25 protein-coding genes and 1 tRNA gene are annotated in these 24,236 nt (G+C 28.9%); 18 read left to right on the forward strand and 8 right to left on the reverse strand.

Annotation, left to right across the window (positions count from 1 at the left end):
- Positions 1-78 precede the first annotated feature (78 nt).
- The 4 genes from L1S49_RS15205 to L1S49_RS15220 all read left to right on the forward strand — a co-directional run bounded on the left by L1S49_RS15205 (position 79) and on the right by L1S49_RS15220 (position 3,978).
- Positions 79-153 (forward strand) — tRNA-Asn (locus tag L1S49_RS15205).
- A gap of 245 nt (positions 154-398) precedes the next feature.
- Complete coding sequence (locus tag L1S49_RS15210) at positions 399-1,079, forward strand: response regulator transcription factor (RefSeq protein WP_073022560.1); 681 nt, start codon at positions 399-401, stop codon at positions 1,077-1,079.
- Between the two features lie 5 nt (positions 1,080-1,084).
- Positions 1,085-2,482: a HAMP domain-containing sensor histidine kinase gene (locus tag L1S49_RS15215; RefSeq protein WP_238906100.1), complete on the forward strand. Its 1,398-nt coding sequence runs from the start codon at positions 1,085-1,087 to the stop codon at positions 2,480-2,482.
- Between the two features lie 14 nt (positions 2,483-2,496).
- Positions 2,497-3,978 carry a hypothetical protein gene (locus tag L1S49_RS15220; protein WP_238905933.1) on the forward strand — a complete coding sequence of 494 codons (1,482 nt, stop codon included), beginning with the start codon at positions 2,497-2,499 and terminating at the stop codon, positions 3,976-3,978.
- Positions 3,979-4,021: 43 nt separating this feature from the next.
- On the opposite strand, the gene L1S49_RS15225 is transcribed toward L1S49_RS15220, so the two are convergent.
- The gene (locus L1S49_RS15225) at positions 4,022-5,893 is read right to left on the reverse strand and encodes an LTA synthase family protein (protein ID WP_238905935.1); all 1,872 of its coding nucleotides are present in this window, start codon (positions 5,891-5,893) and stop codon (positions 4,022-4,024) included.
- Between the two features lie 269 nt (positions 5,894-6,162).
- On the opposite strand from L1S49_RS15225, the gene L1S49_RS15230 reads away from it, so the two are divergent.
- A complete protein-coding gene (locus L1S49_RS15230; protein WP_238905937.1) occupies positions 6,163-6,744 on the forward strand; it encodes a histidine kinase in 582 nt (193 codons plus the stop codon).
- Between the two features lie 11 nt (positions 6,745-6,755).
- Complete coding sequence (locus L1S49_RS15235; protein ID WP_238905939.1) at positions 6,756-7,478, forward strand: LytTR family DNA-binding domain-containing protein; 723 nt, start codon at positions 6,756-6,758, stop codon at positions 7,476-7,478.
- Positions 7,479-7,511: 33 nt separating this feature from the next.
- On the opposite strand, the gene L1S49_RS23280 is transcribed toward L1S49_RS15235, so the two are convergent.
- The gene (locus L1S49_RS23280) at positions 7,512-7,619 is read right to left on the reverse strand and encodes a CPC_1213 family protein (RefSeq protein ID WP_021800426.1); all 108 of its coding nucleotides are present in this window, start codon (positions 7,617-7,619) and stop codon (positions 7,512-7,514) included.
- A gap of 134 nt (positions 7,620-7,753) precedes the next feature.
- Between L1S49_RS23280 and L1S49_RS15240 the strand changes: the two genes are divergently transcribed.
- Positions 7,754-8,728: an NAD(P)/FAD-dependent oxidoreductase gene (locus L1S49_RS15240; RefSeq protein ID WP_275299614.1), complete on the forward strand. Its 975-nt coding sequence runs from the start codon at positions 7,754-7,756 to the stop codon at positions 8,726-8,728.
- 8 nt (positions 8,729-8,736) lie between these two features.
- Here L1S49_RS15240 and L1S49_RS15245 read toward each other — a convergent pair whose 3' ends face one another.
- Positions 8,737-9,324, reverse strand: a complete 588-nt coding sequence (locus L1S49_RS15245) for a GDSL-type esterase/lipase family protein (protein ID WP_238905956.1) — start codon at positions 9,322-9,324, stop codon at positions 8,737-8,739.
- Between the two features lie 9 nt (positions 9,325-9,333).
- Positions 9,334-9,963 (reverse strand): RusA family crossover junction endodeoxyribonuclease, encoded by a 630-nt coding sequence (locus L1S49_RS15250; RefSeq protein ID WP_238905959.1) that lies wholly within the window; start codon positions 9,961-9,963, stop codon positions 9,334-9,336.
- Between the two features lie 105 nt (positions 9,964-10,068).
- On the opposite strand from L1S49_RS15250, the gene tsaD reads away from it, so the two are divergent.
- The 6 genes from tsaD to L1S49_RS15280 all read left to right on the forward strand — a co-directional run bounded on the left by tsaD (position 10,069) and on the right by L1S49_RS15280 (position 15,710).
- Positions 10,069-11,088: a tRNA (adenosine(37)-N6)-threonylcarbamoyltransferase complex transferase subunit TsaD gene (tsaD, locus tag L1S49_RS15255; protein WP_238905961.1), complete on the forward strand. Its 1,020-nt coding sequence runs from the start codon at positions 10,069-10,071 to the stop codon at positions 11,086-11,088.
- 7 nt (positions 11,089-11,095) lie between these two features.
- Complete coding sequence (locus tag L1S49_RS15260; RefSeq protein WP_238905963.1) at positions 11,096-12,106, forward strand: alpha/beta hydrolase; 1,011 nt, start codon at positions 11,096-11,098, stop codon at positions 12,104-12,106.
- 243 nt (positions 12,107-12,349) lie between these two features.
- Positions 12,350-13,543, forward strand: coding sequence for a trypsin-like peptidase domain-containing protein (locus L1S49_RS15265; protein ID WP_238905965.1), 1,194 nt, complete (start codon positions 12,350-12,352; stop codon positions 13,541-13,543).
- 215 nt (positions 13,544-13,758) lie between these two features.
- Positions 13,759-14,658 carry a BadF/BadG/BcrA/BcrD ATPase family protein gene (locus tag L1S49_RS15270; protein WP_238905975.1) on the forward strand — a complete coding sequence of 300 codons (900 nt, stop codon included), beginning with the start codon at positions 13,759-13,761 and terminating at the stop codon, positions 14,656-14,658.
- Positions 14,659-14,800: 142 nt separating this feature from the next.
- Entirely contained in the window at positions 14,801-15,412 is a 612-nt protein-coding gene (locus tag L1S49_RS15275) for a GNAT family protein (protein ID WP_238905977.1), read from the forward strand.
- 7 nt (positions 15,413-15,419) lie between these two features.
- Positions 15,420-15,710 carry a DUF503 domain-containing protein gene (locus tag L1S49_RS15280; protein ID WP_238905979.1) on the forward strand — a complete coding sequence of 97 codons (291 nt, stop codon included), beginning with the start codon at positions 15,420-15,422 and terminating at the stop codon, positions 15,708-15,710.
- A 27-nt stretch (positions 15,711-15,737) separates the two neighbouring features.
- Here the strand turns inward: L1S49_RS15280 and L1S49_RS15285 are convergent, their stop codons facing one another.
- Together L1S49_RS15285 and L1S49_RS15290 are read right to left on the reverse strand one after the other, a co-directional pair.
- Positions 15,738-16,835 carry a glycosyltransferase gene (locus L1S49_RS15285; protein ID WP_238905981.1) on the reverse strand — a complete coding sequence of 366 codons (1,098 nt, stop codon included), beginning with the start codon at positions 16,833-16,835 and terminating at the stop codon, positions 15,738-15,740.
- A 9-nt stretch (positions 16,836-16,844) separates the two neighbouring features.
- Entirely contained in the window at positions 16,845-17,318 is a 474-nt protein-coding gene (locus L1S49_RS15290; protein ID WP_238905983.1) for a hypothetical protein, read from the reverse strand.
- Between the two features lie 183 nt (positions 17,319-17,501).
- Here L1S49_RS15290 and L1S49_RS15295 point away from each other — a divergent pair, with 183 nt between their 5' ends.
- Positions 17,502-18,374 (forward strand): CsxC family protein, encoded by an 873-nt coding sequence (locus tag L1S49_RS15295; protein ID WP_238905985.1) that lies wholly within the window; start codon positions 17,502-17,504, stop codon positions 18,372-18,374.
- A 53-nt stretch (positions 18,375-18,427) separates the two neighbouring features.
- Here L1S49_RS15295 and L1S49_RS15300 read toward each other — a convergent pair whose 3' ends face one another.
- On the reverse strand, positions 18,428-19,003 hold the full coding sequence (locus tag L1S49_RS15300) for a hypothetical protein (protein ID WP_238905987.1): 576 nt from the start codon (positions 19,001-19,003) through the stop codon (positions 18,428-18,430).
- A gap of 358 nt (positions 19,004-19,361) precedes the next feature.
- On the opposite strand from L1S49_RS15300, the gene L1S49_RS15305 reads away from it, so the two are divergent.
- The 4 genes from L1S49_RS15305 to L1S49_RS15320 all read left to right on the forward strand — a co-directional run bounded on the left by L1S49_RS15305 (position 19,362) and on the right by L1S49_RS15320 (position 23,252).
- Positions 19,362-21,245 (forward strand): FAD-dependent oxidoreductase, encoded by a 1,884-nt coding sequence (locus L1S49_RS15305; RefSeq protein WP_238905988.1) that lies wholly within the window; start codon positions 19,362-19,364, stop codon positions 21,243-21,245.
- Positions 21,246-21,352: 107 nt separating this feature from the next.
- On the forward strand, positions 21,353-21,736 hold the full coding sequence (locus L1S49_RS15310; protein WP_238905991.1) for a NusG domain II-containing protein: 384 nt from the start codon (positions 21,353-21,355) through the stop codon (positions 21,734-21,736).
- A gap of 12 nt (positions 21,737-21,748) precedes the next feature.
- Positions 21,749-22,270 (forward strand): Gx transporter family protein, encoded by a 522-nt coding sequence (locus L1S49_RS15315; RefSeq protein WP_073022542.1) that lies wholly within the window; start codon positions 21,749-21,751, stop codon positions 22,268-22,270.
- Positions 22,271-22,286: 16 nt separating this feature from the next.
- Positions 22,287-23,252 carry a polyprenyl synthetase family protein gene (locus L1S49_RS15320; RefSeq protein WP_238905993.1) on the forward strand — a complete coding sequence of 322 codons (966 nt, stop codon included), beginning with the start codon at positions 22,287-22,289 and terminating at the stop codon, positions 23,250-23,252.
- A 15-nt stretch (positions 23,253-23,267) separates the two neighbouring features.
- Here the strand turns inward: L1S49_RS15320 and L1S49_RS15325 are convergent, their stop codons facing one another.
- A complete protein-coding gene (locus tag L1S49_RS15325; RefSeq protein WP_238905995.1) occupies positions 23,268-24,158 on the reverse strand; it encodes a LysR family transcriptional regulator in 891 nt (296 codons plus the stop codon).
- Positions 24,159-24,236 lie beyond the last annotated feature (78 nt).

Below are 24,236 nucleotides of genomic sequence, written 5' to 3' on the forward strand. Positions count from 1 at the left end.
CAGGATCGTTAAGCTTTATTACGCCGATGGTACTGCATGGGAGACTGTGTGGGAGAGTAGGAAGTCGCCAAATTTTGTTCCGCGATAGCTCAATGGTGGAGCACTCGGCTGTTAACCGATAGGTTGGAGGTTCGAGCCCTCTTCGCGGAGCCAATTTGATTATTACACTAGGATTTTTCCTAGTGTTTTTTATTATATAAATCTTTAATTCTTTTGTAATATAAATTTATATATTTGTTACTATATGTAAAGAGAAAAGTAGTAATATATATATATGTAGAGTATTTAGGATTTGTATAGTCAATTAGTAGGATTAGAATTTCATATATATGGTATAATTTAAAGAGAAGCAATTAAGACTTCTCTAATTTATTTTATAATTATAAAGAGGTGTTTACATGTATAAAATACTTGTGGTTGAAGATGAAGATAGTATTAGAGGTTTTTTAACTATAAATTTTAAACGTAATAATTTTGAGGTTATAGAAGCAAACAATGGTGAAGATGGAGTAAAGAAGGCATTAATAGAAAAGCCTGATGTAGCAATTTTAGATTTAATGCTTCCTGGGATAGATGGATTTAAGGTTTGTGAAGTATTGAGAAAAGAATTTCCTAGTATGGGGATAATAATGTTGACGGCAAAGGGACAGGATATGGACAAGATAATGGGACTTGAATATGGCGCAGATGATTATGTTGTAAAGCCATTTAACCCAATCGAATTAACATTAAGAGTAAAGTCTTTATTAAGAAGAATAGGTAAGGATGAAGAAAAAAATGAAAGCATTACAAGTGGAGAATTTGTAATAGATTTATATTCACAGAAAGTATATAAGAATCAAGTGGAAATAGATTTAACACCTAAAGAATATATGATGCTAAAGATATTTATGGAGAATCCAGGCAAGGCATTTTCGAGAGATGAACTATTAAATATAGTATGGGATTATAACTTTTTCGGAGATTCAAAGATAGTGGATGTAAACATAAGAAGATTAAGATCAAAGGTGGAAGATAATCCTTCAGAGCCAAAATATATAGAAACTGTATGGGGAACGGGATATAGATGGAAAGCATAGGTAAAATGGTGAATAAAAGTATTAAAACGAAAATGGTTAAATATTTTATTTTAATAATTTTGTTTACTGTAGGTATATTAAATATTCTTATGATAAGTTATATTAGAACTTACTACTATTCAAGTATAGAGCAAACTTTAAAGAGTCAGTTAAATATATCAGCGGATTTTTATAATAAGAACTTTTCATATCTATCACTAGAAGAAAACATCTATGATAATATAGATATGTTTTGGAATGAAAGCAATATTCAAGTACAGATTTTAAATAATAATGGAAAATTACTTATGGACTCACTTGGAGTAAAAGAGGGTGACATAATAGATACTCCTGATGTAAATAAAGCATTAAAAGGAGAATATGAGAGATGGATTGGAACTGGTTATAATAAAGAAAAGATAATGGCCATATCTTATCCATTACAATCATCAGGAGAGATAAATGGTGTACTTAGATATATAATATCTTTAAGTGATGTTAATAAGTCTATAAACGTTATAGCTATATTTTTCTTGATAGTATCAATCATAGTATTGTTTATTGGAGTTATAATAAGCCTTGTATTTGCGCGAGGTATAATTAATCCAATTAAAGAATTAACAACAGTAGCTGAAACTATGGCATCAGGAAATTTAGAAATAAGAAGCATAAATGAATCAAATGATGAAATTGGTAAATTGTCTTCAACCTTAAATTATATGGCAGAGGAATTATCAAAAAGAGAGAAATTAAAAAATGATTTTATATCTTCTGTATCTCATGAATTGAGAACTCCATTAACTGCTATTAAAGGATGGGTAATAACATTAAATAGTGATTATAGAGATGAACAAATACTAAAGACTGGTTTTAATATAATAGAAAATGAGACAGAGAGACTGTCTAATATGGTGGAAGAGCTGCTTGATTTTTCAAGACTTGTATCTGGAAAAATAGCAATGAAAAAAGAGTTAATAGATTTAAAGAATATAGTCGATTATATTGGAATATATCTGACACCAAGAGCAAATAGAGAGAATGTTGATTTTAAGATAAGTGTACAAGAAAACTTACCTAAAATTTGGGCGGACTCTGATAGAATGAAACAAGTATTTATAAATATATTGGACAATGCTTTTAATTTCACTGATTATGGAGGAAGTGTTTCTTTAGATATAATTCAATATGAAGAAAACTATATAAAAATAGCTATTAAAGATGATGGATGTGGGATAGATCCAGAAATTTTACCAAGAATCAAAGAAAAATTTGTAAAGGGCAAAAATTCAAGATCTCAAAATGGTATTGGTTTATCTATATGTGATGAAATAGTTACACTCCATGGGGGAAGTCTTGAGATATTTAGCCAAGAAAATATAGGAACTGAAGTAATTATAAAGCTGCCTACTGCATTTAGAGATTAATCTAAGGAGGAAATATGAGAAGAAGTTTTAAACTTTTATTAATATTGGTGATTCTAATTATGATAGCATCAGTTTTTACTTTCTCAAAATTTATGCCTTCAGGGCAAGATTTTAGAAAGCTTACTCCTCCTCAATCAAGTGCTGTAAGCTTTAAGGGTACATGGAAGATAAATGAGAAGTATAACTATAAAGAGGGACGAACATTAGAATCAAAAACTGAATATATATATTTGGATGAAAATAGAATGATTATTAATAATAATTTATATGATACAGTAAAGTATAAATTAAGAGTAGTAAATCTAAAAGAGTATCTTTTAGCTGAATATAATATTAGTTATAAAAGATTTTCTAATGAAAATCATGAAGTTGATTTAATAAGCCCACTTAATAATAATACTTTAATTGGAGAGATACTGAGGTTAGAAGAAAATAAATTATTGATAATTCATAATGATATTATATATACTATTACGAAGATATCTAGTGATGTATCAAATTTTCCAACTAACATAGCAAGTGATACACAGAAAGATGGAAATGCAAAAAGAGATTATAATGATATAGTTGAATGTGTATATATAGGACTTAAAAGTAATAGGGAATTAACAGAAGATGGAGTAGGGGAAGAAACGTATAGAACTTTATGGATAGGAGTAGACAATGGAATAGCAAAACCTGTCTATGAAAGAAAAAACATATTATATCCAAGATTAAAAGGCTTTTGGGAGCTTGTTCCTAAAAAGATAAATAGAAATGGAGTCGTAACAGAATATTTTGATACCTATAATATAAATAATAAAGGTATAAGTTCAGAGGATACTTTAGAAGTTGAAAATGAAAGTAAATACGTTAACTTAAACTTCATTAGCAATAACTATATATCTATAGAAGAGTTTACTGATAATTATAATGACAAAAATAGTAGATATAAGATAATACCGGTAGATACGATACATACTCCAAATGGAGTAGCGATAGATGTTTTGTCAGGAACTGAAGGATATGAAGCCCTAAAGAACTCAAGTGAAGTAGCTCTAGATAATTTAGAAAATTATTCTCCAAACTTAAAAGTTGATGTTAAGCTAGACCCAACCAATATAGGTGTAGTAAGAAAAAATGGTAGATGGGTTTTAGAAGGAAGAACTAGATTAGAAAACAATGTATTAGCAGATTTAAAATTTGATGTAAATATGATAAATACAAAAAAATTAATTATTTATGATAATCTTTATGTTAGATGGAATATACTTAAGGCGCAAAATCCATTAATCAAGGATATATATACATCGCCTAATGGTAAGGTTGCTATAGTTGTATTGGACGATTATATATTAGTATATGAAATAGAAAATTCAGAGCTAAAAGGAGATCCTATTAAAAGGATAAAAAAAGATAAAAATGAATCGGTTATTATGGCCGAATGGACCAGTGGATATATAGCAGATAGTTGGGAAAAAGTATTTAAACAAGACGCCAAAGAAGTTGAAAATTGATTAATAGAAATTAAAGGAGCCTCATTAAGGCTCCTTTAATTTATTATTTATTATAGTAATTTTCAAAGTAATCACTTTTAATCATTTTATCCGATAATTCTAAACTATTAATATAGAATTCTTTTTCTTCTTCAGATAAAGTACCTCTTACACTTCTATTAGTCATTACCGCAAATGACTTATTTGTTTTTAATAAATTCCTACCTAAAGCTGTATTAATATATTTACTCTCATCAATACCCATTAGATAAGCTAAAGTAGGCATTATATCTATTTGTCCTCCAGCTATATCAGATTTAAAGCTGTTTTGTAAATTTTTCTGATAAATTATTAGTGGAACAGAAGAATCCTCTTTATCTAGCCACCAAGACTCAGGATTTTTAAGTTCTTCGACCTTATCATTATAGTATTTATGAACCCCAGTATGATCGCCCTCTATAGCAACTACAGTGTTATCAAGCAAACCCTTCTTATCTAGTTCTTCTAAGAACATTCCTATTTGCTTATCTGTGTAATGAGCAGTTTGAAAGGAGTTTCCGAGTATTGAATCTTTAAGTTCACCAGTTAAGTTCAATTCTTTATATTTATCTGGCAAGTCAAAAGGACCATGATTTGTTAATGTTACAGTAAAAGTATAGAATGGTTGTTTCATTTTTTCAATCATTGGAACCACTTGTTTGAAGTAAGTTTCATCGCTTAGGCCTAATCCAATTACTTCATCTGGATTAAAAGAGTAGTAGTCTATAAAGTTATCAAATCCTATTCCTTTAAGCCCTTGAGCATAATTCCAGAAGCTGCCTCTGTCGGGATGAATAGAAGTAGACTCATAACCAAGTTCGCCTAATAATTTAGGTAAAGAATTATAGTTTCTTACTGGATACCTAAAAAAAGTACTTCCTTTTCTTAATGGAAGCATAGATGTATTAACCATTAAGTCAGAATCAGAACTTGTACCTTCATTTACTTGCTCATAAACTTTAGGAAAGTAAATCGAATTATTTAAAAGTTTATTTAAATTAGGTGTTATTTCTTGTCCATTGACAGTTTGTCCAATAACGAAATTTTCTAATGATTCAACTTGAATGATTAGAAGATTTTTATCTTTGAATAAGCCTTTACATTCATTATCAGGAAGATTTTCATTTTTCTTATCATAGAAATTAGTAATATCTTGTTGTTCTTCAGCTGTAAGTTCATAAGGTTTTAAGTCTTTATATACATTATATAAATCAAATAAATGATAACCTATAGATGAAAAATATCTAGCGGTATCAGTTGAATCATAATTTGAAAAAAGATATGAATTTTTAACATCAGTATTTCCTAATACATTTATATTAAAAGGAACATAGGCTATGTAAATTATTGATAATAAAAAAGATACAGCAAACCCTTTTATATTTGATTTTATATTTTTAAAGCTTTTTCTAAATATAACCACATAGATAAATAGTAGCAGTATGTCCAAAATAAAAATTATATCCATTGGACTCGTCATAGATAAAATAGATCCTGACATATTATCTAAATTAGCAGTTTGAGTTGCTACTAGAATTGATGGTACTGTCATAAAGCCTCTAAAATACCATAAGTCTAAGATAAATAAAAGAGTTAGTAATAAATCTATTACTAGTAGGTAAATCCACTTACCTTTACCTCTAAATAATAATCCAAAACTTAAAAAAATACCTGCAAATGCGGCATAGTATTTAAAGAAATATATAGCCGAACTATATCCTGCAAAAAAATCAAAGCTGTACACGTTTTTGTTTTCTATAAAGCCTTGAAAAAATACACCTTTAAATATTATAGAAAATAAAATAAGAAAATAAAAAATACATCTTATAATGAGATTTTTGTTTAAATTTTTTTCTATAATCTTTACTGGATTAGTTTGTAATTCTTTAATATTCATAAATAACCTCCTAAAATATATCACCATTAAGATTATAAATGAATAGTAGTTATAAATCAATTGACAAGAATGTGGCTTAAAGACAACATTTTGTAAATTTTCCATGTGATATTATATATTAAGTAAAATTATTCTTAAACGATATATATAATATGGGAAAAAATAAATTATTTATAATTACGTTAATGATATTGCAAATCATTCTAATAAAGGTATTTCCACAATATTGGTTAATTTTTATTTCAATTTGTATACCAGTGTTTATAAAAATGTTAAATGATTTTGAGAGTGAGGTTGTTAGTAAAAATTCTATAAAAGTTAACAAATCAAATAACTTAGATACACATTTTTTATTTAACGCTATAAGTACAATTATGTATTTTTGTAGAACAGATGGAAATAAAGCAAGAGAATTACTACTTGCATTAGGTGATTATCTTAGATATTACCTTTCTCAATCTGAGGATGACACAAAATTATCCAATGAGTTTAAGGTTCTTAAGGGATATTTAAAAATACAAGAATCAAGATTTGGAGAAAAAATAGATTATGAGATTAAGAGTTTAGAAGATGACTTTTTGATAAAAAGAGGTTTTTTGATAGAAATAACATATATTGCTTTAAAAGAGGGTCTGCTTAAGTCTAAAGTAGGAGGTAAAATCACAGTAGAATCAAAAATTGATAAAAGGGATTTAATTATTATTTTACTACATGATGGAGATATAACAAAATATATAGACGAATATAAAAATATATATGGGGAAAAGTTTGGGTACAAGCTAGACGGAATTTCAAAAGATGGGGATAAAACAGAGCTAAGCTTGAAGATACCTATAAATAATGTTTTATAAGGAGATGAAGTATGCTTAATGTTGCTTTAGTTGATGATGAGATTATTGCATTAAGAGAATTAGAGTATTTACTTTCGACTGAAAGTGGACTTAAGATAGTTGGTAAGTACACAAGTCCTGAAAAGGCTATAGAAGAAATTAAAGAATTAGATTTAGATGCAGTTTTTCTAGATGTGTCAATGCCAGAGATGAATGGGTTTATGGTAGCTGAAGAAATAAAAAAAATTAATAAAAACATTGAGATTGTCTTTATAACAGCTCATGATACATTTGCCTTAAAGGCATTTGAAATAAATGCAAAAGACTATGTTTTAAAACCATTTTCTCTAGACAGAATAAAAACTACATTAGATAGATTAAGTGAAAAATTAGACAAAAAAAATAATGCTATAAGTATTAAAAATGTTAAAAAAATTCCTATAAAAAATTCAGATAAATTGAGTTTAGTAGATGTTGATAAAATTATATATTGTGTTGCAAATGAAGGCCATGTAAATATCGTAACAGATAAAGATAGTTTTATATCTGATGAAACTTTAAATAATGTTGAAGATAGATTGAAAGAGTTTAATTTTATTAAATGTCATAGAAAGTATTTAGTTAATTTAGACTTAATAGAAAATATAATATCTTGGGTTAATGGTACATATATATTGAAACTAAGAGGTACTAGGGAAGAGATACCTGTAAGTCGAAATTATGGTAAGACAATAAAAAATATATTTAAGATTTAAGGAGCAGATCAATGATCTGCTTCTTTTGTTATGTTATATTTTAAAATCTTTAGGATTATGTTCCTTAGCTTTAGGTTCACCAAAAGTTGCTCTAGCACTTTCTGCTTTAGGATCATGTTTTATCTTAACTTTTTTAGCCATTTTATCACCTCCTATACCTATAGCTTTTATTTTTAAAAAGCAATTTATTCAAAAGTTATTTTAAAATAAATATTCTATGATAAAATTAAATTAAACAAATATAATTAATATTTAAATGAAAGGACTTTATGTGTATGGCAGCCAGCTATGATTTGATTGTCATTGGAGGAGGTCCCTCTGGAATGGCAGCAGCAATAAGAGCAAAAGAAAAAGGCGTTAAAAATATATTAATAATTGAAAGAGAAGAGGACTTAGGAGGAGCCTTAGTTCCATGTATTCACAATGGTTTTGGGAAAGACGTACTTGGAAAAGAAGTAACTGGACCCGAACTTATACATTTCTTTATAAGTAAATTAGATGAGTTTAATATTGAATATAAACTTTCAACTATTGTTATAGATTTTAATAGTGAAGGAATTATAACATACATGAATCCAAAAGAAGGTATCTGTTTTATTAAAGCTAAAAGTGTAATTTTTGCAACAGGATCAAGAGAAAAATATACTGGAAAAATTCATATTGCAACTAAAAATTATACAGGAATATATACTTTAGGAACTGTGCATAGATTAATTAACCTTCAAGGATATTTGCCAGGTAAAGAGGTTGTTATTATGGATTCTTCTGATATATCTATGATAGTGGCACGAAGCTTAGTAGTTGAAGGAGCTGATGTTAAGGCAATAATAGAAAGTTCTTCAGAAATTAAAGCTACTCAAAGTAAAAATAAAGAGATTCCAAAAGATTTCAATATACCTATCTTATATAATTCAGTAATAAAAGAAGTGATGGGAAAAGAGAGAGTTAGTAAGGTAAAAATATTAAATAAGGAAACTAATGAATATTCAGAAATAGATTGTGATGGATTAGTTCTTTCAGTGGCTTGGAGATCGGAAATTGATTTATTAAAAAAGGCTAGAATAAAGATTGAAGAGGACTCTCTTACTCCATTAATTAATGAGGATCTTATGACATCACAAAAGGGAGTATTTGTTTGTGGAACACTTATTAATACAAAGTCTTTAGTAAAAAGGTCAATAGAAACAGGGTATATAGCAGGAGAAGCTGCTGAGAAGTATATAAGGGAATATACAAGTATTTATAGCTAAAAGGTCTACTAACTAGACTTTTTAGCTATATTTTTAAAAGTTTGATTTACAGTTATATAAATTAAATTATGACCTGAATTATTAAAATGAATACCATCTAAGTATATACTTTCATTATTAAGAAATGCTATATTCGTAGTATTAAATAAATCCACGAAGAAAAGATTTTCCTTTTGGCAATAAAAATTCAGCTTATTTTTTAGAGTTAATAAGTTTTCATTTATTTCTGAATAGTCTGGGTAGGAACTCCATCTTGAGGTTGCTTCCTTTTCTGATATATAAGGTGGGGATAGTATTATGGGGACTATTTTATTCTCTATACAATCTTTAATCATTATAAGGATGTTTTCATAAACCGAGGTTATATTTTTACCCGATAATAAATCATTAGTACCACCAAGAACAAAACAGTATTTAGGTTTTATATTAACAACATCTTTAAAAAATCTAGACAGCATTCCTATGGTTGTATCACCATTTACCCCTTTGTTTAGGTAAGTAAAAGTAGAATTTCCCACTAATAAATTAACCCATGAGTTTTCTCTAGATACTCCATATCCAAAAGTAAGACTATCTCCTATAAAAACAATATCCATAAATCACCTCTAAAATAATTTGTTAAAGCACTTGGTACATATTAAAGTTTTACCACCGTCAGCTTTTTTATAATCATTAGCTATGAGTATTTTATTACATATAGAGCATTTTCCTTTAGTGTCAGGAGCCTCAATAATATTTTTTAATGCAGGTTTTTGTTTTTTTAGTTTGCTGTTTGGAGGAGGTGAATAAGTTATCTTTTCAGACTCTATCTCTTTAGGGGTTATTGTATAACTAATTTCATATTGACTTTCCCCAAACAACTCTAATTCAAATCTAGGGTTTTCTTTATCATAAAATTCTTCAATATATATTTTTCTTATTTGAGCATCATTTATAATCAAGCCACTTTTCTCTATACCATCAAATATACTTTTAGTTATGTTATTTGTGTCTGGATGCCTTTTTTCACTTTTATAATACACCTTAAGAACAGCTATAAGAGCTTCATCAATTACTATACCTGGATTCTGAAGTCTTGCACAATATGAGATTTCTTCTTCATACAATGCGTATCTATCATGATATTTTCCAGAATTATAAGGTAGAATAGCTCTTCCAGATTCATTAAATAACTTGAAATTTGACTTTGATATAGGGGAGCCGGCAACTATGACTTTTGCGTAAGATTTTTTCATTTAGTTACTCCTTGTTATAAAATTGTAAGATTCTTTAAATTGATAATGCAACTACTATAAAGTATAATACAAATTGAAGATTTAAGATAGAAGAGGGTAATATTTATGGATAGAAAAGTAATTTTAGCTATTGAGAGTTCATGCGATGAAACTTCAGCAGCAATTGTTATAAATGGAAGAGAAGTTTTGTCTAATGTTATATCATCTCAGATTGAAATACATGAAAAGTTTGGTGGAGTTGTTCCAGAGGTTGCTTCAAGAAAGCATATAGAAGTTATAAATGCTGTAGTAGAAGAAGCATTAGAAAAAGCAGATATGAAGCTTAGTGATTTAGATGCTATAGGGGTTACCTATGGGCCAGGATTAGTAGGGGCACTACTTGTAGGACTCCAATATGCGAAAGGGCTTGCATACTCCTTAGACCTGCCATTAATAGGGGTTAATCATATAGAAGGACATATATGTGCAAACTTTATTGAACATAAGGACCTGAAACCTCCATTTGTATCCTTAGTTGTTTCAGGAGGACACACTTTTATAGTATATGTTAAAGATTATGGTGAGTATGAAATAATAGGTGAAACTAGGGATGATGCAGCTGGAGAAGCTTATGATAAAGTGGCAAGAGCAATAGGACTTGGTTATCCAGGGGGCCCTAAGATAGATAAGCTTTCAAAGGAAGGGGACCCTAATAGCATATCATTCCCAAGAGCTAGATTTCATGATGATACCTTAGATTTTTCTTTCTCAGGATTAAAGTCAGCAGTATTAAATTATCTAAATAAGAAGTCTATGCTGAACGAAGAAGTGAACACTGCAGATGTAGCTGCATCCTTTCAAAAAGCTGTTGTAGAAGTGTTAACAGATAATGCTATGGTAACGTGTGAAAAAAGAGGAATAGACAGAATAGCCATAGCAGGTGGAGTTGCTTCTAATAGTGGACTACGAGAAAACTTGATTAATAAAGGTAATGAAAAGGGAATAAAAATATTATTTCCATCACTAGAATTATGTACAGATAATGCAGCAATGATAGGAAGCGCTGCGTACTATCAATGGGAGCTTGGAAATGTTAGCACAATGGATTTAAATGCAAAACCAAATTTAAAATTAGGGGAGAAATAGAGAAGTTATGAATTTAATTCCGCACTCAAATGGTATAAAAAGGTTAAGAATTAGAAAAAAAATTCCTATATCAGCTATAATGAAGTTTCTGATATACAGTCTTATAACTATTTTATTAATGGGGTTAGTGTTTCAGTTTGCAGTGACTAAGGTTTATAATGAAAAATATAAACCAAGAACTAAATATACTCGAATAAATGATAACAGAGTTTATTATAATAGTATTGGTTCTGGAGATATGACAGTAATATTTGATGGAGATTTAGGCGTAGATTCAAATGAATGGAATACTATTACTAGAGAAGTAGCGGATAGTTTAGGTGTTAGGGTATTTACATATAATAGAATGGGATATGGATTTAGTGATGGTGGAGAAGGATTAGATCCGCAAAGACAAGCTGAGGATTTAAGGTTATTATTAAATAAGGCAGGCATATCGGGACCGTATGTTTTAGTAGGGGCCGGGTATGGTTCATTAATTATGACTAACTTCGCTAATACCTATGGTGATCTTGTAAATTCTATGGTCTTGATAGATCCTATAGTGGAAAGTAATTTAGATAATGAAGAATACATATCTAATTACATTAAAATAAAAAAGAATAGTAAATTAGAAACTACTCAATCTTATTTTGGTTTAACTTATATTAAGTACAAGCTTGGGATGTTAGAGATTCCAGAAAACTTATTTTCTGAAGGACAAACAGAATTAAAAAATGAATTTATATCAAACAGAATAAGAAGTAAATATCCTGGTGCTATGCATAATGAAGCAAGTAACATATTGGAGAAGAAAAGTAATTCTCAAAAAGAAGGCTTGATTGAGAATTCTCCTTTGGCTATAATATCAAGAAATAAAAATGTTGAACTTGATAAAAGTCTTTTAACTTTATCAACCTCAAGATACATAAATCAGTTAGTTACAGAATCAAATGGGCAGATGATACCAGTTGAAGACAAAAATAAAGTTCTAGAGGCAATCAAGTATGCAGTTGAAAAAGGAAGAGTAAAAAGATAACGAAACTACCTTAGAATATAGAGATTATTCTAAGGTAGTTTTTTATATTAAATGACTGGACAACAGGTTGACCGGTCAACCTGTTGTCCAGTCATTTAAAACTAATGTTGTAGTTTATAAATACGGTTAAAATATGTGAAAAAATATTACTTTATATTTGTCATTAAGATGACACAGTATTATTTTATATTTTAAATATGGATATAATACTTAAAATAATTGATTATAAGGAGGTTTCTTTTCATGAGTGATTTTAGAAATGGAGATTCTGAGAATGGAGAAACATATTCACCTAATTTTGTAATGATTGGTGATGGGAAAAATAATAAAGGAAAAAATAAAAAGGAAAAAGGTAATGGAATAGGCAAATATTTATTAGTAGGTTTAGTTACGATGGCCTTAACTTTATCAATATCTATTCCTTCGACCTATTATATTATTAAAACAGCTCTTGAGAATGGAACATTAAAGGGAACAAGTGAAACGAAGAATATTTCATACACAACTCCTAGTTTCACAAGTAATACAACTTCATTAAGCGTAACAGATGTAGTTAATAAAGTTGCTCCAGCAGTAGTAAGTGTTTCAACTAAAAGTTCTGTAAGTAATGGATTCTTTAATCAACCACAAGAGGGTGTGGGATCAGGATTTATAATAAATGAAGATGGTGATATATTAACTAATTACCATGTTGTTCAAGGTGCTACTGAAGTAAATGTAACCTTTAATAATGGAAAAGAGTATAAAGCTAAGATAGTAAACTATGATGCTAATGCAGATTTAGCTATGATAAGGCTAGTAGAAAAAGTTGAGGTGCCAGGGGTAGCAACTTTAGGAGATTCAGATTTACTTCAAGCAGGTCAAGAAGTTATAGCTATTGGAAATCCATTAGGAAAAGAGTTTGTTGGAACTGTTACTAAAGGTATAGTAAGTGCTGCTAGCAGAAGTCTTCAAAATCAAGATGGTAGTACATCAGTATATATTCAAACAGATGCTGCAATAAACCCAGGAAATAGTGGAGGACCTCTAATAAATGCTAATGGAGAAGTTATAGGAATTAATTCAGCTAAGATTAGTGAAGCGGGTGTAGAAGGAATAGGATTTTCAATTCCTATAAACTCAGTAAAGGATAAAATAGGAGCATTAAGCAAACAATCTTTAACATTAGGTATAAGTATAAGAGATTTAGATAAGAATGCAGCAAAACAGTATAAATTAGTTGAAGGTATATATGTTGCAAGTGTAGTAGAATATTCACCAGCAGAAAAAGCAGGAATCAAAGCTGGAGATGTCATAGTTGGATTTAATGGAAAGAGCATTAAAACTTCAGCTGAACTTTCGTCAGAAAAGAATAAGCTAAATGAAGGCGATAAAGTTAAAATAGTTGTTAATAGAGATGGAAAAGAAGTTACACTAGAAATTACAATGTCAGCATAAGATAAAAGGTACTAAATAACTCAGTTGGATTATTTAGTACCTTTTTTAATCATTTAAAGTTTGTAATTTATGAAATTAAGAGATTTTAAATGTATGAACTAAAATTGTAAGAATGAGACCTTGCGAATGAAGTTGTACACATATATACTAGATTATAGAATGTACATAATTATAATGTATCTTATTAGAATTAATTATTATATGTGGAGGTTTGTATGGTTAATTATGTTATTGGAGTAGATGGTGGTGGAACTAAAACTGAAATCGTTGCCTTTGATTTAAATGGAGAGATTATGGATAGAGTATTAAGAGGTTTCGGTAATCTTCTAAATGGTAAAGAAGAAGGTTTAGATAATATTCTATCGGGTTTAAAAGAATTGATAGACAAGTTAGGATTAGAAGGACTAAAGGGCTTATATCTAGGACTAGCTGGATCAGAATCAGGGGATAATTCAAAGATAGTTTATGAAGCTATAAAGAAAAATTTTAATATATCATCAGTAATAATGAATGACAGTCAATTGGCTCTTAAAGCTTTATTAAGGGGCGAAGATGGAATTTTAACCATAGCTGGTACTGGCTCAATAGCATATGGAATAAAAAATGGACAAGAAGCTAGATGTGGAGGCTGGGGAAATCTTTTAGGTGACGAAGGTAGTGGATATAAAATTGCTATAGAGGCTTTAAAAAACATGATATACGAGTATGATTATGGTTTCCAACTTAGTGTTCTTTCTACTGAGATATTAAAATTTTTAAATAAAAAAGAGGTTAATGAGATAATAGAGTTTGTATACTCAAAGACAAAGGATGAAATTGCATCTATAACCCCTATTGTTGCTAAGTTAGGTGAAATGGGAGATGAGATTTCTATTAAAATTTTAAGAGATGAAGGAAAAGCTATTGCACAAACTACTGAGAGAATATTCAATAAGTTGAATTTTGAAAGCTGTAAGATAGGTATAGTGGGCGGTGTTTTAAAGAAATCTAAAATAGTAAGGCAAGAATTTGAAAGATATTTATTAGAAAATATAAAAGTAGATGCTTTTATAGACGAGGACACATCACCAGCTAAAGGAGCCTATTATATGTATTTAAAAAATTTCTTGGTTTAATATACTAAGTAATTAAAATAGAAAGATTCAAACTTTAAGAAAAGTTTCTCATAATTTTGAGGAGCTTTTTTACTAAAAAGTATTCATAACAAGTAATTTTAAAAGTATAAATATTATATAAATAATATTTAGGAGAATTTCTATGGAATTAGTTGCTTATATGAGACTAAATTACTTGGAAAAAATATTCAATGACTTTGTTGAATTAGAATTAGATGAATATATTTTAAGAAAACCAGACAAAAAGGATGGAAAAGATATTATAGAAATTTATAAAAATAGAAAAGAGCCTATATTTTATAGATCACCTAGTAGTATAAATGAGAAGTATGCTAGAGTATTTATAGAAGAGCTTTTAGAAGAGTACGATAAACGAGAACGAATAGATTGGGTAGTAATAGATAAGAATAGTAATAAGGTAATAGGGCTAATAGGGTTATTTTCTATAGATTCTCAAGATTCAAGGGGAGAGATAGGGTATATTCTTAATGATAAATATACGAATAAAGGAATAATGAAGCATATATTAAAATGGTTTGTATATTTTTGCTTTACTTATATCAATCTTCATAAATTAGAGGTAAATATAAATTATAAAAATGTTCCTTCTTTGAGGGTTGCTAAGAATGTAGGATTTATTGAAGAAGGTTTAAGAAAGAATTATTATTTTAATAGAATTGAAGGAATTTATGATGATGTAATATTGATGTCTATAATTAACGAAGATTGGGAAATAATATTAGAAAGAATATAATTTAGAGGTGTTTAGATTGATTATAGGTACTGCTGAGATAGTTATTAGAATATCTTGGGCGAATAGTTTAAAAGAAAAACGTATGGTTTCTAGAAGTATATTGGCTAAAATAAAAAATAAGTTTAATGTTTCTGTAGCTGAGATAGAAAGTATGGATGAACACAAAAAGTTAACTATAGGATTATGTTGTGTAAGTAATAGCACAAATAAATCAAATGAAATTATAAATGAAGTGATTAATTTTATTTATGATAATACCGAGGGTGAAGTTATTGATGTGTTAACAGAAATATTATAATAGGTGGATAAAGTTATCCACCTATTATTATTTTTCATACAAGTTAAACAGTTCTTTTAAATCTCCGGCAACTGGATTAGATAAGTTTCCAGTTAATTTTCCCTTTATATTTTTTCTAGAGTATAAGGTTTTAATCATATCTACAGCTATATTTAAGTTAGCTGAATCTATAAAGAAAGCAGATTTTTTTAAGATTTCTTTATTAGAAGGCGTATCATTTACTATAACTACAGATTTACAGTGCACAGCCTCCACTGATGATAGCGGGTAGGAGTTATATATAGAAAAATCAATTGTACATAGTGCATTAGAATAGAAGTAAGGTAAATTATGCTGAGGTATTTTACCTAAGAATATAATCTTGTCTTCTAAAGAAAGTGATGACGCTAGTTCTAAAATATGTCTGTAATAGGCGTATTTTTTTTTCTTATAATCTCCAATTAAAACAAGCTTCAGAGGCGTAGATGCTAGATTTTTTAAAATATAAATAAGTTTCTCAATAGATTTTCTTTTTGAAATATCACCAACATAAAGTAGAAATGGAGAATTTATATTATAATTATTTAAAATAAACTTAGATGATTCTAATGTATCTTTAGGAGAAAATATCTCGTTTATTTTTGGATAAGAGCATATTATTTTATCCTTCATTTTAGGAAAGGTTCTTAAAACATCCTCCTTAAAAGCTTTAGTTGGTACTAATAGATATTTACAAATTTCTAAAGCGTATGGAACTCTCTTATAAAAACTTCTTTTGAACTTATCATCTACAAGAGTGGGCTCTAGATACGGTAATAAAGTATTGAGAGAAACTATATAGTTATTTATAGGCTCTTCAGGTGCAAGAAAGCCATTATTTGGATCGTGATAAAGATCTATTTCATATCTATTTATAACATTATTTATATTAGGGGAAGGATATATACTCCTATCTATATTAAGGTAAAGGGGAGTTACATTCTTAAATGATAAATCGGAAGTTGGCTTATCTATATTATAAAGAAGTACATTAAAATCTATTTCATCTTCGGTGTTATTGATTAATGAAATAATCTCATTAGTGTAGGATCCTAAGGAATTTCCTACATGATGAGTAATTCCAAAACCATCAAATAGAATTTTCATAAAAACCTCCTAATAAAATTCTGAATCAGTATCGTATCTCGAGGTTTGAGAGTTGGGTTTAACGCCATATTTTAAGAAGTAGCTTATATAATAGTCAATAATATTTGTGTCAGCTACATAGAAGTATCCATGTATTAGATGAACTTGAACATTTTTTAATGATTCTCTAAGTGGAGTAATAAAGCTACCATTAAAAGGGGCCTTTTTTGTAAGATTAACCTCGTCATCATTATCATCTGCATAAGATATCTTAAATTCCTTTACTCCCTCAAAATAATTTATCTTGCTGTCTGCTGTTAATAGGCTTTTAAATGAAACAATTTTTAGAGATAAATCTATACTTATTAATTTCTTTAAAGGATAGGATTTGTCGGATAGAAATAAATAATCTTTATCTTCCATTAGATAACCGCGTCTTAAAGAAATGTTTTGTAATTCTTCTTCAGTTAGGAATCCATTAAGTAGAATTTCTTCTGTATCCATATAAACCTCCACAATTCATTTTTAATTATTATATGTAATAAATGCGTTATATGTTAATTTGAGGAAGAAAAATATATTTTAATATAAATAACACAAAACTGTCGAAAGGTGTAACAACATGTGAAGTAGAGAATATACTATTATTACAGAAGATAACTCGATGGACAAGAGGAGGAATAACAAATGTCTAAAAAATACTGTTCAAGTAAAATATACTCAGAAGAAGTAAATTTAAGCTCAAGCACTAATGCATCAATAAACCCTAGATGTAGAGTAACTTATACTAGGCTTCCTGTTTTATTATCAGTTAGAGATGTACAAATCGATTTACAATCTTGTATAGAATTATGTGACGATTTATATGAAATAAAGAGGGTAAAGAAAGAAGTATATATAACTCAATGTAAACTTATGGTTAATTGTGGTAAAGTAGATCCTGTAAACCCTGATAAAGGATATGGAAAGCTATTTTTAACTGGATATATAGAAAAAAATATAGAGTATGCAGTTGCTGGAAAACCAGGTTGTAACGGACAAATTATGGTTGGAGCAATAAAACATGCTACAGTAAAAGTTCCATTTAGTACAGCTACAGAAATCGACTATATCCAAAAACCAGTAATAGAATGTAGAGAAAATGGAAAAGAAATTAACTACTTCACTAAATGCAATAAATCAATAGATTGTTCTTGTGGCGGATTTGAAATGGGTAATTCTAAATGTGAATGGGATTTTGCTGATAAGATAATTTATATTGAAAAACCATTCTGTAGATTAGCAGAAGCTAGAATATTTGACGCAGACCAAGCTATAGATAGTGAAGATGTTGGTGGAAAAGACTACGGTTATGATAACTACAATGAATTTGCAGAATATGATGAATTTGAAGAATACGGAAAAGAAAAATGCAAGAAACATGGAAAAGATGATAAATGTGAAAATGTTTGTCAAACTCAAGAATTTAAGTTCAAAAAACATCATAAGATAGTAGAAAGAATGGTAGCTTATTTAAAGATAGAATTATACCAAGAACAATTAGTTTATCTAGATAAATAAAAAATGAAGGAGGTATAAAGTCATATGACTTTATACCTCCTATATTTAGTAGATTATTTCTTTAATTCTTGTACTCCAGTTACAGAACTCTTATCATCCATTTTGAATGTAGATTTTGCTGTATCAGTAGTAAAGTATAAGTTTCCATCGATTTTAGCATCAACTAATTGGAAGTTATCAACAGATACATAAACATCACCTTTGAAAGTTCCGCTTTGTATTCTAGCATTTGGGCTAGTAACTGTTAATTTTGGAGCTGTTAATGTAAATCTAGCTGTTACATTGTGATCAGCATCTTGAGTATAAAGACCTATTTTACGTTGGATAACATCATTACCCTTATCGTCTTTTTTACCATTTTTAAATTCGCCTTCTAATTTGATTTCTTTATCAACTTTAAGATCTCCTAAAGTTGCAATGATCCAAGTACCTTCTTTGCTAGCTGCTTTTACAAAAGCATCAGCATCGTTAACTATAGATGCAGTAGTTACAGCATCAGTTTTGTCTTCTGTTTTAGTAGGTGTGTCAGTGTTAGTTTTTGCAGTGTCTTCTTTCTTTCCGCAACCAGCAAATATAGTTACAGCTAAAGTAGCAGCAGCGATAACACTTAGTAAAGTTTTCTTTTTCATTGAGAGAATCCCCCTTAAAAATATAATTTATATTATAATATTGTGAAAAAGTTGACAAGAAAGATATTATTTCCATCAACATTTTTAATTATACACGCTTTTTCGAATAAATATAATTAAAGTTACTTATGTTATATTAAAAAAACTTATATGATTTTTATATAGTGAAAATGTTTAAGAAACCTTGAAAAGCAGGTTGTTAAAAAGAAAACGGGATTGATAAACTATTAACCTAAATAAGAAAATGACACTCTTTATCTATAGACATAGCGAAAAAAAAAGGATAAAATGAATATGGATTTGTATTTAAGTATGTTTTCTGAACAAAAATGTAAGAATAAATTAAAGAGGTGGTAAAATGTCTAATAAGAAAAAGATACTTGTTCTTGGAGCAGGTTATGGTGGAGTTCATTCTGCTAAAAAATTAGCAAAGAAATACAAAAAGAACGATGATGTTGAGATTACATTAATCGACAAAAATACCTTCCACACATTAATGACTGAATTACATGAAGTAGCTGGTGGAAGAGTTCATAAGGAGTCAGTTCAAGTCGATTTAACTAAGATTTTTGCTAGAACAAAAGTTAATCTCGTTACTGACTATATCGAAAAAGTAGATACTGATAAAAAAGTTGTAAAAACAACTCACGGTAGCTATGAATATGATTATTTAATAGTAGGTACAGGTTCAGAACCAGCATTTTTTGGAGTACCAGGAGTTAAAGAAAATGGATTTACTTTATGGTCTTTTGAAGATGCATTAGAAATAAGAGAACATATTCAAAAAATGTTTGAAAAAGCATCTAAAGAAAGAAATGCTAAAGCTAGAAAGAAGATGTTAACTTTTGCTGTAGCAGGTTCAGGTTTCACTGGAATAGAAATGGCTGGGGAACTTATTGAATGGAAAACAAAGTTAGCTAAAGAATACAATGTAGATGAAAGCGAAGTTAGATTGTTAGTTGTTGAAGCTATGGGAACAATTCTTAATATGTTAGATAGACAACAAGCTGACAAAGCTGAAAAATATATGGTTAGAAAAGGGGTAGAAGTACTTAAAAATTCCCCAATAGTAGAAGTTACTGAAGATAAAATAGTTCTAAAAGACGGTACAGAAATAGAAACTAATACTTTAATTTGGACTTGCGGTATACAAGCTAATGCAGAAGTTAAAGAATATGGATTAGAAACTGCAAGAGCAGGAAGATTACAAACAAATGAATACATGCAAGCAGTAGGTAAAAAAGATGTATTTGTTGTTGGTGATTTAACTTATTTTGAAGAAGAACCAGGAAAAGGAACTCCTCAGATTGTTGAAGCTGCAGAGCAAACAGCAAATACAGCTGTTAGCAATATAGTTGCAACAATAGAAAATAAAGAAATGACTAAATTTAAATCAAATTATCATGGATTTATGGTTTCTATTGGAGGGAAATATGGAGTTGCTAACCTAGCAGGTATAAAATTATCTGGATTCCTTGCTTTATTTATGAAACATATGGTTAATCTATATTATTTATGGGGTGTAAATGGAATAAATGCATGTTATCATTATTTAAATCATGAGTTCTTCTCAATAGAAGATAAGAGAAACATAATGAGAGGACATTTAGCTTCAAAAGGTAATAGACTATGGCTTGTTCCATTAAGATTATACGTAGGAGTTATTTGGTTACTAGAAGGTCTTAAGAAACTTGTAGGTGAAGGAACTTGGGATGACAAGGGACTAAAAGGTTTGTTTAATATTTTCTCAAATGGTTTAGCAAGTGATTCTTGGTTTAAAGCTGGAAATGTTAAAATGCCATTTGAATGGGTTCAAGCAGCAGCAGGTTCAGGAGCATCTGAAGCAACAAGTGATGCAGCAGCAGCACTTCCAGTTCCAATATTTGAACATATGCCAAAATTTTATGAAGCTATTATGAAAATAATGATTCCAAATGCAGATGTAGCAGTATGGTTCCAAAGAATGGTTGTTTTATTAGAGTTAGGTATCGGTTTATGCTTAATAGCAGGACTATTTACTTTCTTAGCTTCAGCAGCTTCAATATTCATGGGCTTTAACTTCATATTCTCAGCTATGGGTGAATGGAGTATATTATGGTATATATTCTCTTCAATTGCTTTAATGCAAGGAGCTGGTAGAACATTTGGTTTAGACTACTATGTTATGCCATGGATAACAAAAAAGGTAGGAAATTACTGGTTGGGTAAAAAAGTACCAGTATATAAACAAGGACAAAAATAAATTAAATTATATTAATATGGTAAACTTAATAAGGTAGAGTGAATTCACTCTACCTTATGATTATTTATACAGTTTAAGAAAAAGATTAGAGATTGGAGAAGAATGATATGATTAAAAAGTGGGATATAGTAATTATTATTCTACTTGTAGTGTTATCTTTTATTCCAGCGGTAATTTTTGGTGTGGTTTTGAATAAAGATTACAATAGTAAATATGCTCAAATTACTGTAAATGGAAAGGTTTATAAAAATATACCTTTATCAGCCCACAAAGGGGAAGAAATAATTGAAGTAAAAACTGAATCGGGAATTAATGTAGTTTCAGTTAAAGATGATACTATTGCTATCATTGAGGCAGATTGCCCAGATAAAATATGTATAAGACCAGGCTACATAAGTGAGGTAGGAGAACAATTAGTATGCTTACCTCATAGATTGATGGTAGAAATTAAAGGAGATACTTCAGATGATGGAGTGATTCTTTCATATTAGAGGTGAATTTATATGAGAAAAACAACCAAACTAGTATATATGTCATTATTGGTTGCTCAAGCATTAGTATTACATATATTTGAAAATATGATTCCGGTTCCTTTCGCAACTCCAGGGGCTAAACTTGGATTAGCAAATTTAATAACAGTAATTGCATTATATACATTAGATAAAAAAAGAGATGTATTTTATATTATTATATTAAGGTTAGCTTTAGCAACGATGTTTGGAGGAAACCTATCCTCTTTTATGTATTCATTTTCTGGAGCCTTGCTAAGTTTTTTAATAATGATAATAGTAAAAAAAATTGGAGCAGACAAAGTAAGCATTATAGGGGTAAGTTGCGCTGGTGCTGTGTTTCACAATGTTGGGCAACTTTTAATAGCGTCTTGGATAGTTAAGAATATAGGGGTTATGCTATATTTACCAGTATTATCTTTAGTAGGAATTCTTACTGGATTTTTTATTGGACTGACTGCGAACTATGCCTTAAAGCACATGTCTAAACTTCCGTATTTTGGTAAAATATCTTAAAAGTTGAGGCGATTATATGGATAAAATGTGGGATAGTAATATATATATTAAAAATGAGTTAGAAGAAGTAGTAAAACTCATGAAGAAAAATGCAAAATGTAAAGATAAGTTTATAGAAAAATCTATTATTGAACTTATAGAATCAGGTGGGAAAATGCTAAGACCTGCTTTTGTTATAATAAGCTCTAAATGGGGAGAAAGTAACGAAGGAAAGGTGAGAGCATTAGCATCTGTAGTAGAAATGTTACATATGGCTACCTTGGTTCATGACGATATTATAGATGATGCAAAGGTCAGAAGAGGTACTGAAACCATCCAGTCAAAATACGGTAAAGATTACGCGGTTTATATTGGAGATTATTTATTTTGTGCTTGTTTCAGATTATTAGCATCAGAAGGATCTTTACAAAGTATAAAGATAGATTCTAAGGCTATGTCTAGAATATGTCTTGGAGAAATAGAGCAACTTAATTCTAAATTTAGTGAAAATTTATCAGTTAAAAATTATTTATCTAGAATATCTGGAAAAACAGCAGAATTATTTTCACTTTCTATGTATATAGGAGCTGCAGAAAGTAATTGTTCTGAAAAACTATGTAGAGAATTTTGGAATATAGGTCACAATATTGGAATGGCTTTTCAAATAATAGATGATATTCTAGACTATACAGGAACTGATGAAAGCATTAAAAAATCTGCAATGAATGATATAAAACAAGGTATATTTACCTTGCCATTTATAATAGCATTTAGAAACGATAAGAAAAAAATAGAACCGTATATGAAAAAAGAAACATTTGATGACAAAGATGTGTATGAAATAATTAAATTGGTTAGAGAAAATAAAGGTGTAGAAAAAGCAAAAGAACTAGCACTAAAATATACTAATAAGGCATTTAAGAGAATAAATAAGTTGCCTGATAATGAGTATAAAGATATATTAATAGAAGTTATCAAAGGATTACTTATGAGAAATTATTAGATGAGAAAAGGGCTCTTATTTTAAGAACCCTTTTATTTTTTTCTTGAGAGTGTCAATAAATACTTTTTCATCCATGTAAAATGATCTGTTTACCAATAGGTACATGGAATAAGAAAGTGCAAAGTTGCTTATTTTCATCTCTTTAAGATTATGGTCTTTAGTATATAATTGTGCAACTGTTTTTGGAGCAAAAGATATGGCTTCATTAACAAGTAATGCATTTAAAGCGGTGAGTGGTGAGTCAGTAGTAAAAAGAACATTTAATGAATCACTATTTGAGCTAAAAGAAGATAGTTTATCTTCAACGTATTTTGATATATTTGTATTATTGTTAACTATTATTATAGGAAGAGTAAGAATTTCTTCTATAGAATACTCATCTTTAATATTGAACTTAGGGGATGCTAGGGCTACAAACTCATCATCAAAAAGCTTTTGGCATACTATATCTTCTCTTAGAAACTTTTCACTACTAATTATTATGTCGAATGAACTTGAGTTTAGAGACTCCTCATTAAATGGTGTTTCTATAGAAGATAAATTTATTTTATAATTTTTAAAGTTTTTTTTGAAATCTCCTATAAAACCTGGTAGAATGAAGTTTTTTACGTAGGAAAGAGAATAGATATTTACTGTCTTTTTATTGTTTTTATAAGCATTTAGTTCTTCTAACATTCTACTATAGCTTGTTAGGATTGTTTTAGTATATTTTAGTGCTATTTCACCTTCAGGAGTTAAATTGACTCCTTTATTACTTCTTTCTAGAAGTTTGGTATCAAGTTTATCTTCAAGCTTGATAAGTTGTTGGGACAATGCTGATTGTGATATATGAGATTTTTTTGCCACAAATGATATATTTTTAGTGGTTGCAATATCATAAAAATATTTTAAGTTATCAATGTGCATTATACATTTTACCCTCCTTATTTTCTATATAAATCCATTAATAATTATAAAATATAATTCTACATATTGCAAAAGAAT

The organism is Clostridium sp. YIM B02506 (assembly GCF_022324845.1).
In the GTDB taxonomy this organism is placed as follows: Bacteria; Bacillota; Clostridia; order Clostridiales; family Clostridiaceae; genus Clostridium_T; species Clostridium_T intestinale.

Bases quoted from the DNA above. Each gene is read 5' to 3' on its own strand.
- L1S49_RS15245 (WP_238905956.1), bottom strand. From the start codon at position 9,324: ATGGATATTGTTTTTATAGGAGATAGTCTTACTTTTGGATATGGAGTA.
- L1S49_RS15300 (WP_238905987.1), bottom strand. From the start codon at position 19,003: ATGAAAAAGAAAACTTTACTAAGTGTTATCGCTGCTGCTACTTTAGCT.
- L1S49_RS15240 (WP_275299614.1), top strand. From the start codon at position 7,754: ATGGCAGCCAGCTATGATTTGATTGTCATTGGAGGAGGTCCCTCTGGA.
- L1S49_RS15210 (WP_073022560.1), top strand. From the start codon at position 399: ATGTATAAAATACTTGTGGTTGAAGATGAAGATAGTATTAGAGGTTTT.
- L1S49_RS15235 (WP_238905939.1), top strand. From the start codon at position 6,756: ATGCTTAATGTTGCTTTAGTTGATGATGAGATTATTGCATTAAGAGAA.
- L1S49_RS15225 (WP_238905935.1), bottom strand. From the start codon at position 5,893: ATGAATATTAAAGAATTACAAACTAATCCAGTAAAGATTATAGAAAAA.
- L1S49_RS15295 (WP_238905985.1), top strand. From the start codon at position 17,502: ATGTCTAAAAAATACTGTTCAAGTAAAATATACTCAGAAGAAGTAAAT.
- L1S49_RS15260 (WP_238905963.1), top strand. From the start codon at position 11,096: ATGAATTTAATTCCGCACTCAAATGGTATAAAAAGGTTAAGAATTAGA.
- L1S49_RS15250 (WP_238905959.1), bottom strand. From the start codon at position 9,963: ATGAAAAAATCTTACGCAAAAGTCATAGTTGCCGGCTCCCCTATATCA.
- L1S49_RS15285 (WP_238905981.1), bottom strand. From the start codon at position 16,835: ATGAAAATTCTATTTGATGGTTTTGGAATTACTCATCATGTAGGAAAT.
- L1S49_RS15265 (WP_238905965.1), top strand. From the start codon at position 12,350: ATGAGTGATTTTAGAAATGGAGATTCTGAGAATGGAGAAACATATTCA.
- L1S49_RS23280 (WP_021800426.1), bottom strand. From the start codon at position 7,619: ATGGCTAAAAAAGTTAAGATAAAACATGATCCTAAAGCAGAAAGTGCT.
- L1S49_RS15310 (WP_238905991.1), top strand. From the start codon at position 21,353: ATGATTAAAAAGTGGGATATAGTAATTATTATTCTACTTGTAGTGTTA.
- L1S49_RS15275 (WP_238905977.1), top strand. From the start codon at position 14,801: ATGGAATTAGTTGCTTATATGAGACTAAATTACTTGGAAAAAATATTC.
- L1S49_RS15320 (WP_238905993.1), top strand. From the start codon at position 22,287: ATGGATAAAATGTGGGATAGTAATATATATATTAAAAATGAGTTAGAA.
- L1S49_RS15220 (WP_238905933.1), top strand. From the start codon at position 2,497: ATGAGAAGAAGTTTTAAACTTTTATTAATATTGGTGATTCTAATTATG.
- L1S49_RS15315 (WP_073022542.1), top strand. From the start codon at position 21,749: ATGAGAAAAACAACCAAACTAGTATATATGTCATTATTGGTTGCTCAA.
- tsaD (WP_238905961.1), top strand. From the start codon at position 10,069: ATGGATAGAAAAGTAATTTTAGCTATTGAGAGTTCATGCGATGAAACT.
- L1S49_RS15230 (WP_238905937.1), top strand. From the start codon at position 6,163: ATGTTAAATGATTTTGAGAGTGAGGTTGTTAGTAAAAATTCTATAAAA.
- L1S49_RS15270 (WP_238905975.1), top strand. From the start codon at position 13,759: ATGGTTAATTATGTTATTGGAGTAGATGGTGGTGGAACTAAAACTGAA.
- L1S49_RS15215 (WP_238906100.1), top strand. From the start codon at position 1,085: ATGGTGAATAAAAGTATTAAAACGAAAATGGTTAAATATTTTATTTTA.
- L1S49_RS15305 (WP_238905988.1), top strand. From the start codon at position 19,362: ATGTCTAATAAGAAAAAGATACTTGTTCTTGGAGCAGGTTATGGTGGA.
- L1S49_RS15325 (WP_238905995.1), bottom strand. From the start codon at position 24,158: ATGCACATTGATAACTTAAAATATTTTTATGATATTGCAACCACTAAA.
- L1S49_RS15290 (WP_238905983.1), bottom strand. From the start codon at position 17,318: ATGGATACAGAAGAAATTCTACTTAATGGATTCCTAACTGAAGAAGAA.